This window comes from Nocardia sp. NPDC052316, assembly GCF_044547795.1.
Lineage (GTDB): Bacteria > Actinomycetota > Actinomycetes > Mycobacteriales > Mycobacteriaceae > Nocardia.
In genome coordinates this window covers 300,132-314,734 of record NZ_JBIUBB010000002.1, presented here as the reverse complement: position 1 = coordinate 314,734, position 14,603 = coordinate 300,132, and the positions used below count along the sequence as shown (strand labels likewise).

The following is a 14,603-nucleotide window of genomic DNA, read 5'->3' as shown; positions in this document are numbered from 1 at the left end:
GGCCACGGCGACGGCGGCCGCCGAGAGCACGGCGAACTGTCGGCTGTACGGCTCGATCTCCTTGCGGTGGCTGGCCATTGCGTACCACTTCCTTTCTGCTGAACGTGGTTACCGGCCCAATTGGAACCGTCCGTTCTGGAACTTCCGCCGGTGTCGACCTTACGAACCGGGGCGCGGAAAAGATGGTGTCGAAGTTGGGGGATCAGTTCACGCGGGGCCGTGCGCGCACCATCATGGCCAGCATGACCGATTCGCCGCTGCACCTCGCCCTGCAAAGCTATGGCGTGAACGCGCGCCGTCTCTCCGCGGAAGCCATGCTGATCAGGCCGGACGTGCTGGTCGAGCTGGCAGGCTCGCGGGTGCACGAGGACCCCGCCTTCCGCGCGGATCTCGCCGAATGGGTTGTCGCGCAACTACGTACCGAGATCGCCGCGATCAAGGACCCGATCAACCGGCGCATCGCCGAAGCGATCCTGGCCACGGTCGCGGAATTCGAAGGCAAGTCGGTGACCCAACGCTGCAAGTACGTGCGCGAGCACGATCGTGGCTTCTCCGACGAACTCTTCAAACGCCGCCGCCGCGGCATCTTGACCGAGCTCGCCGCTCGGCTGGACAAGGCTTACCAGGTCAAGAACGCACCGCCGGTCTTCCTCGGCGGCCGATATACCGACCAGGGTGCCGCAGCCGAAGCTGTGGCAACCGACCTCGGCAAAGCCCTCGCCACGCTGCCGATCAATCTGCTCGCCGGTGGGTCCCACGTCGGCGCCGACGTCAGCTACGCCATGGCAGAGTCGTTGCGCGACAACCGGACCTACTCCTCCGATCGAACCACGCTCTTCGTCCGCACCACGTCTACTCGGCTGGGCCCGGTTTACCGGCCGCTCGGCGATATCAGCCACCTCGACACCACCCCGACCCATGCCCGCTACATCATGCTGCGCCGCGCCCGGCTCGCTCTGCTCTTCGGCGGCGGCAACGGCACCGCCGAAGAAGCGGCCATCGCCCGTGAGCTCGGCATCCCGGTGATCGCGCTGGCCACCACCGGCGGCACCGCGCGCAGGCACTGGCTCGCGCACGCTGCCGATGCTCAGATCACCCTTCCGCCGGCGCAATTGAAGCTGTATCACGACCTCGATCACCCAGACCACACCATCGCCATCCGGGCCGCCATCCAGCTCATCGCGCACCGGCTGAACCTGCGGCCGGTCACCACGTGCGCGCGATGATCCGGATAGACCGACGCACCGGCCGGGGACCGTGGCGAATTGGGCGAGTTCACATCCAGGTCGGCCCCCGATGGGTGCGGCGCACAATGTAGCGGTAAATGGTGGGCAACATCGCCGTCGCGTCTCATACTGGGGTCGATTGCAGGTTGCCGGTTCGCTGACGCATCGGCCGCACGGGTGACCGGCGAATCGAGGGGCACCCGCCGGCCCCGAGTTGTTCGAACCGGCCGACGAGAAGTGCGTGAGTTGGTAACCGACGTCATCGATGTGAGCGCCGACTTCGCGGTCGCCCGTAAGGCGCTGTGGGATCTGCTGCTCGAACCGCAGACCTACCCGCGGCTGTTCGCGGGCATCGGCGCCTGCGAGCTCGTGGAGACCGGACCGGACAGCCGGATCGCACAGGTGCGCATCGGCACCGCGGAGTCCGGTATCCGCACGCACCAGCTGCGGCTGACCGTGTGGCGCTGGTACGAGAGCTTCGAGTTGCAGTGCCCGGGGACCGGCAGCTTCGTGTCGGTCAAGCTACGCGGCGAGGAGGAGCGTACGAAGGTCGTCGTCACCGTGTTCGCGCCGGGCCGGTGGCATCCGCACATCGCCGAGCAGTCCAACGCCGCCGTGGTGGCGTGGGTGAAAAGCGGGCTGCGGCGGGCGGTCGATGTCATCCGTGGCGCGCGGACCTCGACGATCGTCAATGCCGAGAACGCCCCGCTGCGCAGGCAGGTCAGCGTGGCCAAGCAGATGGTCACCGTCGGTGTCGGGCGCACCACCAATCTCGCGATCGGCGTGAAACAGGCTCGCTCCCTGGCGAAGTGGGGCTTCAACCTGGCCGGTGGCTACGCGGCGGCCGCGGCCTACGATCCGGATCGCATCGCCGTGATCGACGGTTCCGGCACCCGCACCTTCGCCGAGATGCACGCGCGCACCAGCGCGCTGGCCGGTGCGATGGCGCGGCTGGACCTCGGCTTCGGCGACACCGTCGGTCTGCTCTCGCGCAACCACGCAGGCATGGTCGAATGCATGGTCGCCGCAGGCAAACTCGGCGTCGACGTGGCGCTGTTGAACGTCGGGCTGTCCGGCAGGCAGATCGAGGACATCGTGCAGCGGCACCGGATCGCCGCGCTGTTCGTCGACGGCGACCTCGAGCAGCTGGTCTGCTACCTGCACACCGATCTGGCGCGCTTCAACACCGACGGCCACCCGCCGGTGCCGCACCGCAAGACCATCGACGATCTGATCGCGCAGGGCGAGCGGGACTTTCACCGCCCGACCCGGCCGGGACGGTTGATCGTGCTGACCTCGGGCACCAGCGGCACGCCGAAGGGCGCGCGCCGCCCCGAACCCAAGGGCTTCGCCACCATCGCCGCGCTGCTGTCGCGGATTCCGCTGCCCATGGAACAGCCGATGCTCATCCCCGCGCCGCTGTTCCACACCTGGGGGCTGGCCGGACTGCAGATCAGTACGCCACTGCGCGCGACCGTGGTACTGCCGGAACGTTTCGACGCCGAGGAGTGCCTGCGGCTCGTCGCCGAACACCGGGTCGCCAGCATGATCGTGGTGCCGACCATGGTGAACCGCATCCTCGATCTGCCCACCGCCGTGCGGGCCCGCTACGACACGTCGAGCCTGCGCGCGGTCGTCAGCTGCGGCGCCCCGCTGGCCGGCGCGACGGTGCTGCGCTTCATGGACGTCTACGGTGAAATCCTTTATAACGTCTACGGTTCCACCGAAGTATCCTGGGCCACCATCGCCACCCCCGACGACCTGCGGACCGCGCCGACCACCGCGGGCAAGCCGCCGCTGGGCACCAGAGTCGCGGTGCTCGGCCCGGATCGGCGCCCGGTACCGATCGGTGTCACCGGAAACATCTACGTCGGCAACCACATGCTGTTCGACGGTTACGTCAGTTCGGCGCCCCCGGCCGAGTCCGACGGCATGCTCGACACCGGCGACCTCGGATATCTCGACGTCGCCGGACGCCTGTTCATCGCGGGCCGCGACGACGAAATGATCATCTCCGGCGGCGAGAACGTCTTCCCCCGCCCCGTCGAGGAGGCCCTCGCCCATCTCCCCCAGGTCAGCGAGGTCGCCGTAGTCGGCGTCCCGGACCAGGAATTCGGCCAGCGCCTCGCCGCCTTCGTCGTGAAACGCGAAGACTCCGGCCTGGATTCGGACATGATCCGCTCCTACATCCGCCACCGCCTCAGCCGCTTCTCCGTCCCCCGCGACGTCACCTTCCTCCCCTCGCTCCCCCGCGGCGAGACCGGCAAGATCATCAAACAACTCTTGATCGGTCCCCACTCCAGCGAAGTGCCGCTCCCGTCTCCCCTTGGCGGCCCGCACGTAATCACCTGAGCCGCTTCGGAATCCGGCGCTGCGAGCCGACCCGCGACTACAACAGGTCGTGTTCGAGTTGGCGGAGTTTCAAGTAGGAGCGGTCTATTTCGGCGGGGTCCTGGTGTACGAGGAAGACGACGCCCGGGGAAGAGTTGAGGTCGACGGTGGGTCGGGTCGTGGCTTGGTCGGCGATGCGGAAGCGGATGCTTTCGATGGCGGGGAGTTGTTCGAGTTCGGCTCGCAGGAGTTGGGCGGGTAGCGGGAGTTCGCGGTGGGCAATGAGATTCACGCAGCGAGCGTGTTCGTGGCGGGTGTAGACCGGGGGTTGGGCGGCGAGGGCCCGGCCCTCGCCGAGGTAGCAGTCCATGGTGAGGCCGACCTGGTTCACACCGGTGCAGCGGTCGAGGGCGGCGGGGTTGGCCAGGCCGGAGATGCGGGCGCCGGTTTCCAGCAGCACCGGGCCTGCGGCGGTGTAGATGAGTTCGGTGTGGGCTGGGCCGTTCGCGATGCCCAGTGCGTCGAGGGCGCCCGAGACGTAGTCGAGGATCTCGGTGCAGCGCGGGTCCGTCGGGGACAGGAGGTCTTCGTAGTCGTAGATTCTGCGGTTGTCGCGGACGGTGACCTTGTGGCTGATCCAGGCGTCGGTGAACCAGTGTCTGCCGTCGCGGCTGACCGAGTTGACGATGTACTCGTCGCCGACGAGGTATTCCTGTGCCAGCACAGCGGCGTTGGTGCGCAGCATCAGGTTGGTCTTGCCGATGATGGCATGGACCGCGGCGCGGATCTCGGCCTCGGAGTCGCTGATGAACACGTCGTCGGAGCCCGCGCTGTCGAGGGGTTTCACCACGGTGCGTCCGAGGCCGGCCTTGCGCCGCCAGTCCAGCAGCGTCGCCACATCGGTGCCGCGCCGCTGCCGTGCGGTGCGCAGGCCGGCGGCGGCCACGGCCTCCACCATTTGGAACTTGTCGCGCCGGACATACGACAGCGCCGGATCGTTGCCGCGCAGCCCGAGTTTCGCCGCGATCTCGTCGGCCACCTCCACGCCGAACTCGCTGGCCGCGATCACCGCGACCGGTGCCAGTTCGGCGAGTCGGCGCAGCACGTCGTCGGCCTGGTCGGCGTAGGAGAGGTCTTCGTCGAACAACTCGGCGGGCAGGCTCGCGGCGAACGTCGCGGACAGGTTGGCGCGGGACCGGACGTGGATCAGCCGGTAGTGCCTGCGCGCCTGGCGGGCCAGCAGCGCTCCGGTGGAGAACGCGTCCACCAGCACGACGGTGGGCGAATCAGCTTCGGACATCGAAGATCCCCTCGGGGTAGTCACGGGACCAGCCTGCTGTCATAGCTGTTCGCGACGTGGTCGAGCATCCCGTAGAGCTGGTCGGAGCCGAGCCGGGCGAGATCGTCGCGACCGGCGGTGGCGGGCAAGGGCAGCCGGCCCAGCGACCCCCAGCGCAGCGCGCCCTGTTCGTCGATGACGCAGGTGGTGGCGCCGAGATTGTCGGTGTGCAGGCAGAACGGGACGTCGAGCAGGCCGGTGGCGAAGGCCTTCAGCAACGCCTTGCCCACGTCGGCGTCGAGGTCGAGCACCGAGTCGATCAGGATCCGCGCCTCGTCGTTGACCTCCGTGAAGTACTGCGCCTCGGCCGGGGACGCCGGATCGAGTGGCCCGGCGGCCTCCTCCGCCGCGATGCGCAGTGCCGCAACGTTTTCCGCGACGGAGGGAATCTGCCACGCCTCCGATACCGTTTTCACGATCATCCGTTCGCAGCCGGTGGCCATGGCCAGGCGCGCGCTGTCGCGGATGAGCCGCGTCGCGCCGTCGGCTGTCCTCGGGAAAAGTCCCATGTACGTGTAGAACACGACGTGCCAGGTCACGTCGCCGAGGTACGCGGCGGCCAGGGTCCGTAAGGCACGCAGCGCGCCGCGATCCTGCTCGGCGAGCGTACCTTGCGCGTAACTGAGCGACATGTAGCGCAGGCCGTGCTGGCGGAAGAAGCAGCCTTCCAGCACCGCCAGCGCCACCAGCAGCGACGGCGGGCACAGCTGACCGAGCATGCACCCGCCGAAACTTTCGATGTGGCCGAACTCGGTCTCCCCCGCGAGAAACCGCGTGCTCTCCGACCACGCCGCGACCGCGTCGCGCAGCGGCAACCGGCTGTAGGGCAGGCAGTACGAGACCGGGCCGCCCTCGGTCGCATCCAGCCCGACCTCGACCAATCGCTGGAAGACGCGCAACGGCAGGGCGGTGCCGTGGCGCGCCTGCACCGGAAACGTCGGCCCGTACAAGCCGTCGAGCACCTGCTTCGTGTCCGCCACGGAGTGCGAGACCAGCGGGTACCCGTTCAACTCCTCCCCGACGGCGAGGCGTTCCAGCGGCGTCCGGTAATCGCCGACGCGGGTGTAGCTGTCGAGCGTGATCGTGCCGATCACCGGAAAATCCAGGTGCGCGACCCTGGCGAGACCGGACCGCATCGCCGCGAGGCTGCCGAAACCCATCCGCGGCTGGACGACCAGCTGCCCCGCCGCGGCCCGGTCCGCCACAAAACTGTCGAAAAATCCTGCCACGTCACCGACCCGAGATCAGTTCGAGCGTGGGCAGTCCCGACTGCGCGTCGACGGTGTGCACCTGAGATTTGTGCGGATCACCGGCCCGCACCCTGGCCATCACGGTGTCCCCGGCCGCGAAGTCGACCAGTGAGCTGCGATAGAGGGTGCGCAGGTGCGTGATGGACAGCCCCGACACCTCCGCCAGCCAGGCGGCGGCATGGTCGCTGCCCTCCTCGGCGAGCAGCGCGGCGTGCAAGGCCGGGATCTCGTCGCGCCACTCGGGGTGGCAGCGTTCGATGAACTGCGGCAGCCGCGCGCCCTTGTCGGTGAACGGCGAGAACACCATCGCGACCAACGCGTCCTCGTTCAACCCGAAGGCGTTCTCGGCGTAGGCACTCGCCACCGCGCGCCGTTCGGCGATCTTCTCCGGCGAGTCGTAGCGGGCCAGGGCGAGATCGATGAGCCGGTCCGGCATCTCCTTCTTGCGCATCATCGTCTCGGCGAACTCGAGGTACTCGGTGATGCCCGCCGCGTAGGTGCGCCCCTCCACGTATTCAACGCGCAGTCCGCGCAAATGTGCCATCAGTGTCGGATTGGCGCAGTCGGATTCGGTGAAGCTGAAGGCCAGGTCGTCGAAGCGGAAGCCGAGGAAATCGACGATCAGATCCCAGTGGTCGTGCACCCGGTAGCTCACCAGGTCGTAGATGGAGACGAAGGTGGGCTGCACCGACCGGTCCCCCACCGCGACCTCGCGTTCGGCGGGCTCGTGCCGGTCGTCGCCGAACAATTCGCGGAAGTACGCGTCGCCGACGCCACGCAGCGCGGCGAGCAGATCCCGGAACGTCATGCCCTTGCGCTGCACGTCGATCCCGATCCCCTTGGCCAGCCGCAGGATCCACGCGGCGTAGAGGGCCTGCTCCCGGCGGGAGTCGCCGGTCATGATCGCGTCGACCCCGCCGCGCCACCACGCGGCGCGGCCGTAGAAGTCAGCGACCGCAAGATTGCAGCTGTTGCAGAAGGTGGGGCGGCCGTCGCCGGCCGAGCGGTGCCCGTTCATCAGCACGTCGAGCCGGTTGATGGCCACCAGCTTCTCCGGCAGCGGCAGATCGACCCGGAAGCGACGAATTTCGGTGTGGTCGATGGTGAGCAGCTCGGCCCGCTCGTCATCCAGCAGGCCCAGCGCCGCGTACACCCGGTCGATGTTCTCCATCACCGCGCCGACCACACCGGCATGGCGCATGTTCGCGACCCGCATCAGGAAGGTACTGCCGTGCGCGAGTTGCAGACGCAACTGCACGGCACGCACGAACGCGACGACGTAGGTGCTGTCCTTGCCGCCGCCGTAGGCCACCATGACCTTGTAGTCGGCGAGCTTGCGGCGGCCGCCCGCGGCTTCGACCAACTTGTCGCCGACGGCGGCCACCCCTAGTCGCTCCTCCTCGGTGAGGAAGCCGATCAGCTGCTCGTAGCGCGTCCGGTCGTCGTTGGCATCATGGGCAGTGTTCACAGCGGTTCCGCCTCGAAGTCGAAGTTCTCGATGATCTTTCGGATGCCGGCCTCGACGACGTGCTCATCCTCGTGCAGCAGAATGAAGCGCCCACGATGCAGCGCGTCGTACGCGCCGCCCGGCGCCAGCACATGCCCGGGTTCGGGCAGCAGCTCGCGCCAGACGATCGGCACCTGGTCACGCATGGAGGAGACCCGAAGCACCCGCTCGGCCTGCGCGGCGGACTTGGGCATGATCAGCCAACCCCCGGAGGAGTCGATGAGGTCGGGCACGGGCGGCACCTGGCCGCCGGAGAGCACCCGCAGGAACATCTCGTACAGGTTGACGCCGAAGACCCGGTAGATCAGGTGCGGCACCTCGGCACCACCCACTCGGCCGCCGATCTCCAGGAATACCGGATCACCGGCCGGGGTGATGAACACCTCGAGGTGAAATGGCAAGCGGCGCAGGCCGAGTGCGGTGACGACCTGTTGCGAGAAGTCCTCGATGAGCGTCCGGCGCGGCGACGGACTCATCAGCACCGAGCCGAGCGGAGCGCCGTGGGTGAAGGACAGACAGTCGTTGATGTAGCGCGAGGTCGCCTGGAACGTGATGCGGGAATCGTCATCGACGAAACCGTCCACGTGGTAGATCTCCCCCGCGATGAACTCCTCGATCTCGTAGTCGCCGAGGTCGATAGTGGCCAGCGCGGCGTCGAGTTCCGCGGCGTTGTCCACCCGGCGCACCCCGATGCTTGCGGCCGCGGCGACCGGCTTGAGGATCAGCGGATAGCCGCAGGACGCCGCGAACGCGCGCACCTGCTCGGCGCGCACGCAGGAATCGAAGCGCGGCACCCGGATTCCCGCCTCGTCCAGCACCTGCTTCATCCGTACCTTGTCGCGGTAGACGGCGACCTCCGCGCGGGTCGGTCCGGGAATGCCGAGATCCTCGCGGACCTTGGCGGCGATCTCCAGGGTGAACTCCGACAGGGCGATCAGCTCGTCCACCGGTCCGACCCGCTCGGTGATCTCCAGGACGGCCGCGCCGAGGGCCGCGACGTCGTTGACGTCGCCGACCCGCACCTGGCAGGCGATCTTCGCCGGGTCGGCGAGCACGCCCTCGGCACCGGGACCGTCCACCACGTAGCTCACCTGGTTGGCGTCGTGGTCGATGAACTCCTCGTAGCGGGTGAGCTCGTTGTCCCAGCGAGTCCCGTCGAAGAAACGTGGCCACCGGTTGACGATGACGATATGCATCAGGACACCTCTCGGGTCGCGGAGTTCTCGCTGTCCCACGGCGTGATCAGCGCCGGGTCCGCGCGCCAAGCCGAAAACCCTTGGGCGAGACCGAAACGCAGGAAACCGCGGAAGCGCGCGATGGCGTCGTCGCCGAGGAACACGTCGGTGTAGCCGAGGTCGAGCAGTTCGCGGCGGACCCGGTCGTCGTCGGAGACCGCGGTGGTCAGTTTGCCGCCGATGGCACACGGCACCTCGAGCCCGCGTTCGCGCAGGCCGGACAGCAGCACCCGCGCGCCGTGGAAACCGTGGCCGTTGACGCTGGACACGACCAGCAGGTCGGGCCGGTCCGCGCGGATGGCGTCGGCCACGCTCTCGACCGGCGTACACGGCCCGAGGTTGTGCACCGAGGCGCCGTTCTCCTCGAGCAACTTCTGCAGGTACACCAGATTCCAGAGATGGGAATCGGACTCCACGGTGCTCAGCACGCACCGGAAACGAACGTTCATGTCACGACCTCAACGTTAGCGTTCTCGCGGGCCAGCAAGGCTTTTCGGAAACTGGCCATCGTCAACGGCAGGAAAACCGCGCCGAACAGGCAGAGCATGATGCCGAGCCACAGCGCGAGCCGTTGCGGGCCGATGGTGGCGCCCAGACCACCGATCAGCAGGCCCGCGATCGGATAGGACAACAGGTTGAGCAGATAGAACGGCCCCATCACCTTGCCGAGATGCTCGATCGGGATCACCTTCACCCGCTGGGTGCGGTTGTAGATGTTGTAGAGCGCGTCGCCGACGAGCATCGCGACAAAGGCGGGGGCGTAGACCCAATACGACGGTGCGAGAGCGGCTATCAGGAACGCGGCGCACATCAGCCAGAATCCCGTCACCCCGATGGGCCCGACACCGACGCGCCGGAGCAGCGCGGGCATCAGCAAGAGGTTCAGCAGCCCGGTGACGCCGACGGCCGCGTTGAGCAGACCGTAGGCCGAGTCGGGTGCTTTGAAAACGTCGGTGACCAGGGCTGCGTTCGAGACGATCAGCACGCCGACCACCAGGTTGATGGTGAAGTTGAGGATGCCGAGCAGCAGAACGGGGCGGATCCGCACCATGAGTTGCCATCCGATGGCCAACTCCGCGAGCACTTCCCGGGCCACCCAGCCGACGGCGGCCCGCACCTTCGGCCGCGGCAGTGGCAGCCAGGTCAACGCGCTGATGCCGAACGCGGCGGCGGCGACCAGCAGGAGCGGCAGTTTGCCGAGCAAGGCGGCGCCGACGATCGCGAGCGCGGGCCCGAGCGCCATGGCGAGCAACTCCATGTTCTGCACCAGGGACTGCACGGTGGCGATCTGGGAGTCGCGGGCCAGCTGCGGCACCATCCTTTCGATCGACATCCGGATGGGCGCGACACACACCGAGAGGCACGCGCCACCGGTCATCAAGGCGGGCACCAGCCAACCGGGCCGAAGAACGCAGACCAGCACGACGGCGACCAGGATCAGCGCGCGCATCGTCGCGACGCGGGTGAACAGTCTGGCGCCGCCGTCCCGGTCGGCGAGCATGCCTGCGAACGGGTAGGCGATGAGGGCGGGCAGCCACTCCAGCGCGAACGCGAAGCCGAGGGTGGAGACCTGCTTGGTGTCGTGAAAGATCAACAGTGGCACCGCGAACAGCACCACTTGTTCAGCAACCAGTCCGAGCAGAACGCCGGTGGCGAACAGCACGCTGAGCCGGTTCAGCCCCTCGGCTCCGCCTGTCGGCTTCTTGCTGGGCTCACCCACCCCGTCGGCTCCGCCTACTGCTTTCCCCCGGCGCCGAGCCACCGCCCGTTGCCTCATCCCAGCCGTCTCTCGCGTTCACGGATGAGCGGCAGGACATGGGTGTAGAAGATGCGCATCTCGTCGCGGGTCGGCCAACCGGAGAAGATGAACTCGCTGATCCCGGCCGCCTTGTACTGGTAGAGGTAGTCGGCCACCTCCTGGTAGCTGCCGACAACGCACAGCGCGGGCCCGCCGCGGTAGGGCACGAAGCCGGAGTAGATCATCGGCGAGAGCCAGTCGTCGGCGGCCTTTTCGGCCAGCCGGAAGGAGGTTTTCACGGCTTCGGAGTCGGACGCCGCGACCACCTGCGCGACCCACTCGCGATGCTTTTCGTCGGGGTTCTCCTGCATGGCGGCGAGATCGGCGAGCGCCTGCGCGCGAGTTTCCCTGGCCAGCACGTGCATTCGGGTACCGACCCTGGTGCCCTTGTCGAGGACCGGCCGCGCCGCGGCACCCATGCCCTCCGGCGTGTCGCCGTAGCGCAACCAGCAGTCGCCGTACATGGCGGCGGTCTCCTGTGCGATCTCCGACGCGCCGCTCAAGTAGATCTCGGGCCGCCCGCCGCCCTTGTAGCCCAAGCCGAGCGCGGCCTCTTTGATGACGTAGTGGTCGCCCTCGTAGGACAGCGGCTTCTCGCCACCCCAGAACCGGTGGCAGATATCGAGGAATTCCTGGGTGCGGGCGTACCGGCCGTCGTGGGCGACGAAATCGCCGTAGCCCGCCTGCTCCGCCGGCGAGATGCCTGCCACCAGGTTCAACGCGATGCGCCCGTCCGACATCCAGGAGATCGTGTTGACGACCTGGGTGAACAAGGTCGGCGACAACAGGCCGGGCCGGTAGGCCAGGATGAAGGTGACGTTCTCGGTCTCCCGGACCAGCGCGCCGATCATCGGCAGCGGGTCGGGCATGTAGTCGGCGATCCCCATCAGCAGCGAGTCGACGCCGAGCGTGTCGGCCTCCTGGCAGAAGTCGACCATCCCGTCGAAGTCGAGCTCGCCGACTCGATACTTCTCCGTGGCCTTCTGCTGGCCACTGTCCAGCGGCGCGCACCAGTGGAACCTCAGCTCTCCGGGCTCGACTCGGGAATGCGAGAGCGGGGCGAAGTTCGTACGGTCGTAGTTCATTTTCTCGGGATCCACTTCCAGTTATCGCGACGGAGACAGTAGAAGATTCTCAGCATCAATGGAAAGTCGCACCCCGTCCAACTCCCCCTGCCCTGTTAAGGCAAAGTTACATCGACTTCCCGCCGCTGTCAAAGGGGTATAAGCTGCCTGCACCGCGCTGTTAACACCATTGTTCGGCAACCCCTATCGGGGGTATCGAACAGAGCTGCTAAACGATCTTCACAACCGTAATACCCCCCATTCGGGGGGTGGACGACCTCGCCGCAACGAGGGAGAATAGGGCCGCTACCAGTGCGTTAGCAGCACAGTTCGACAGGTTAGGGGGGTTCGACGAAGGCCGTCAAGCAATAGTTTCCCACCAGTTACCGCGTATTCGCGTCGATCACGCGAGAACAGTTAACGTGGATAGATACGTTAGTCGATAGTAGACCAATTGCATTCGAGGGATCGACGAATATCGGGCGGCACGATCGGCTCGTCCAGATATCTCCGACGGCGAATATCCGCGCCCCGGAATTCGACCGCCCTCGCACGACTATTGAACGGATCGAACTTTGCCTGAAGTGACTGAACCGACCGGATCCGCGCCCCCACTACCGCGTGCGCATCTCACGTCGAAACGAACCGTCGCGGCATTGACGGTGCAGGCACGATTCCTGTCCGCCGCGCGCGAATTTCTGACCGCAGAGGGCTTCACCGAGCTGCTGCCGCCCATCATCGGTCCGGTGACCGACCCTGGGGCGCGCGGCGCGAAACAGGTCGACATCGACTACTACGGCCACCGCTACAAACTGATGACCAGCGGCATCCTCTACAAGCAGGCCTCGCTGCTCGCGTTCGACAAGATCTTCCATGTGGCCGCCAATGTGCGACTCGAACCGTTGGAGACCGCGGTGACGCATCGGCACCTCGCGGAGTTCCATCAGCTCGATGTGGAGATCGCGAACGGCTCGCGCGAAGACGCGATGGACGTGGCCGAGCGGCTGACGAAATACGCGGTGGAGCACGTCCTGAGCAATGCCCAGCGCGAACTGGAGATCCTGGACCGCGACCTCGAACAGCTGAAGCAGGTGCTCGCCGGCCCCTACGACCGTAAGCGGCACTCGGCGACGGTGGCGCAGCTGCGTGAGCTCGGGCACGACCAGCGCGAGCACACCGAGATCGACTGGCAGGGTGAGGAAATCATCTCCGCGGCCGCCACCCGCCCGTTCTTCATCACCGACTACCCCAAGGGTTCGCGCGGCTTCTACGACAGCGAGAACCCCGACGAACCGGGCACGCTGCGCAACTTCGACCTGATCTTCCCCGGCGGCTTCGGCGAGATGATGAGCGGCAGCGCCCGCGAGTCGGACTACCGCACGCTGCTGACCCGCATGCGGGAAACCGGTGAGAATCCGGCCAAATACGAGTGGTACCTCACCCTGGCCCGCGACGGCCTCTCGCCCAGTGCGGGTTTCGGCCTCGGCGTCGAGCGGTTCACCCGGTTCCTCGGCGGCTTGGACGCGGTCTGGCAGGCCAGCGCCTACCCCAAGATTCCGGGGGAGCCGCGGCCATGAGTGTGCTGTCGGCTCCCGGATTCCCCGAGCGCGAGGTGCGCGCGCGAGCGCGGACGGCGGCGGGTTCGGTGTTCCCCGACAACGTGCGGTACGGCTCCACCCTGTTCGGGCAGGGTCAACCGACAGCCGCACCGGACTTCATGGACGCGATCGACCACGCGCGGCTGGTGCCGCCCGTCTTCGTGCCGCTGCGCGCGGAGATGATGTTCGATCTGGGCAGGGAACCGCTGGCCGGTGACGTCGATCTTTCCACCACCATCGGCGGCCTGCGATCGACACTGCCGGTGTATGTTTCGGCGTTCGGGTCCACCGCCGTGGCCGACGGCGACCTCGGTGTCGCGGTGGCCGGGCAAGCCGGTGCCGCCGGCGTGCCGATGGTGATCGGCGAGAACATCGTGCCCGTGTCGGGCTACGGGCGGATGGCGGACGAGGAGCAGAGCTCGCTGCTGCGTCGGCTCACCGAGTACACCAAGATGGCCGCCGAGGACACCGGTGGGGTGATCGTCCAGCAGAGCACCGAGGACGCCGACGCCGAGGTATGGAACCTGGTGTACAGCGATCCGGCGAGTGAGCAGCTACTGACCAGCGGGCGCCTGGCTTTCGAGTTGAAGGTGGGTCAAGGCGCCAAGCCCGGACTCGGCGGCATGACCCTGCTCCCCCCGGATCGGGCCGCGCACCTGTCGGCGCAGTACGACATGCTGGATATCTACGACGGCGCGGCGGCGCCGTTGCTGCGCTCGGCCACCCCCGGCACCTTCACCCCGGAGATCCTGCGGCAACAGATTCGGTTGATGCGCAACAACTATCCGCGCTGCCGCATCTGGGTGAAGCTGCCGCCTGCCCGGGATGTGGGCGACGCGGCCGAGGTCGCCTGGGCGGCGGGCGCCGATGCGGTGACCGTCGACGGCGCGGAGGCGGGCACCGGCTGGGCGCCGCACGGTTTTCTCGAGCACGTCGGCCTGCCCTTGGCCGAGTGTCTGCGCCGGGTCGCCGGCCGCGACCGGCAGGGGAACAGTCTGCTGGTGTCCGGAAGATGCTGGGAGGGAACCAGAGTCGTGAAATGCCTGGCCCTCGGCGCCTCCGCCGTCGGACTCGGCCGGGCGGCGCTGGTGGCCGCCGACGAGAATGCCGATCATGGACTGACGAACCTGTTGGTCGCGTTCGAGCTGGAGCTGCGGCTCCTGATCAGCGCGCTCGGCAAGTACCGGATCGCGGATCTGGCCGCCGAGGACATCTGGTTCCCCGCTACCAACGAAAGGACGCGATGAATACAGGG

At 67.4% G+C, this 14,603-nt stretch carries 11 protein-coding genes; 4 read left to right on the top strand and 7 right to left on the bottom strand.

The features are described from left to right. Positions 1–242: 242 nt before the first annotated feature. Together ACIHA7_RS08430 and ACIHA7_RS08425 are read left to right on the top strand one after the other, a co-directional pair. Positions 243–1,226 (top strand): hypothetical protein, encoded by a 984-nt coding sequence (locus ACIHA7_RS08430; protein WP_397287058.1) that lies wholly within the window; start codon positions 243–245, stop codon positions 1,224–1,226. Between the two features lie 246 nt (positions 1,227–1,472). Continuing rightward, positions 1,473–3,578 (top strand): AMP-binding protein, encoded by a 2,106-nt coding sequence (locus ACIHA7_RS08425; RefSeq protein ID WP_397288687.1) that lies wholly within the window; start codon positions 1,473–1,475, stop codon positions 3,576–3,578. 37 nt (positions 3,579–3,615) lie between these two features. Here the strand turns inward: ACIHA7_RS08425 and ACIHA7_RS08420 are convergent, their stop codons facing one another. From ACIHA7_RS08420 to ACIHA7_RS08390, 7 genes are read right to left on the bottom strand one after another with little or no spacing between them, the layout of a single operon-like run. Next, entirely contained in the window at positions 3,616–4,857 is a 1,242-nt protein-coding gene (locus ACIHA7_RS08420) for a hypothetical protein (protein WP_397287056.1), read from the bottom strand. 20 nt (positions 4,858–4,877) lie between these two features. Then, positions 4,878–6,125: a methylaspartate mutase gene (locus ACIHA7_RS08415; RefSeq protein WP_397287054.1), complete on the bottom strand. Its 1,248-nt coding sequence runs from the start codon at positions 6,123–6,125 to the stop codon at positions 4,878–4,880. 1 nt (position 6,126) lies between these two features. Next, positions 6,127–7,614 (bottom strand): hypothetical protein, encoded by a 1,488-nt coding sequence (locus tag ACIHA7_RS08410; RefSeq protein WP_397287052.1) that lies wholly within the window; start codon positions 7,612–7,614, stop codon positions 6,127–6,129. Further along, positions 7,611–8,849, bottom strand: a complete 1,239-nt coding sequence (locus ACIHA7_RS08405) for an acetyl-CoA carboxylase biotin carboxylase subunit family protein (RefSeq protein ID WP_397287050.1) — start codon at positions 8,847–8,849, stop codon at positions 7,611–7,613. The genes ACIHA7_RS08410 and ACIHA7_RS08405 overlap by 4 nt, the downstream gene beginning before the upstream one ends. Beyond that, a complete protein-coding gene (locus ACIHA7_RS08400) occupies positions 8,849–9,337 on the bottom strand; it encodes a cobalamin B12-binding domain-containing protein (protein WP_397287048.1) in 489 nt (162 codons plus the stop codon). Before ACIHA7_RS08400 ends, ACIHA7_RS08405 begins: the two co-directional genes overlap by 1 nt. After that, positions 9,334–10,608: an MFS transporter gene (locus ACIHA7_RS08395; RefSeq protein ID WP_397287046.1), complete on the bottom strand. Its 1,275-nt coding sequence runs from the start codon at positions 10,606–10,608 to the stop codon at positions 9,334–9,336. The genes ACIHA7_RS08400 and ACIHA7_RS08395 overlap by 4 nt, the downstream gene beginning before the upstream one ends. A 53-nt stretch (positions 10,609–10,661) precedes the next feature. Continuing rightward, a complete protein-coding gene (locus tag ACIHA7_RS08390) occupies positions 10,662–11,771 on the bottom strand; it encodes an LLM class flavin-dependent oxidoreductase (protein ID WP_397287044.1) in 1,110 nt (369 codons plus the stop codon). Positions 11,772–12,334: 563 nt separating this feature from the next. Here ACIHA7_RS08390 and ACIHA7_RS08385 point away from each other — a divergent pair. Next, positions 12,335–13,327, top strand: a complete 993-nt coding sequence (locus ACIHA7_RS08385; protein WP_397287042.1) for an asparagine synthetase A — start codon at positions 12,335–12,337, stop codon at positions 13,325–13,327. Next, entirely contained in the window at positions 13,324–14,595 is a 1,272-nt protein-coding gene (locus ACIHA7_RS08380; protein WP_397287040.1) for a glutamate synthase-related protein, read from the top strand. Before ACIHA7_RS08385 ends, ACIHA7_RS08380 begins: the two co-directional genes overlap by 4 nt. Positions 14,596–14,603 lie beyond the last annotated feature (8 nt).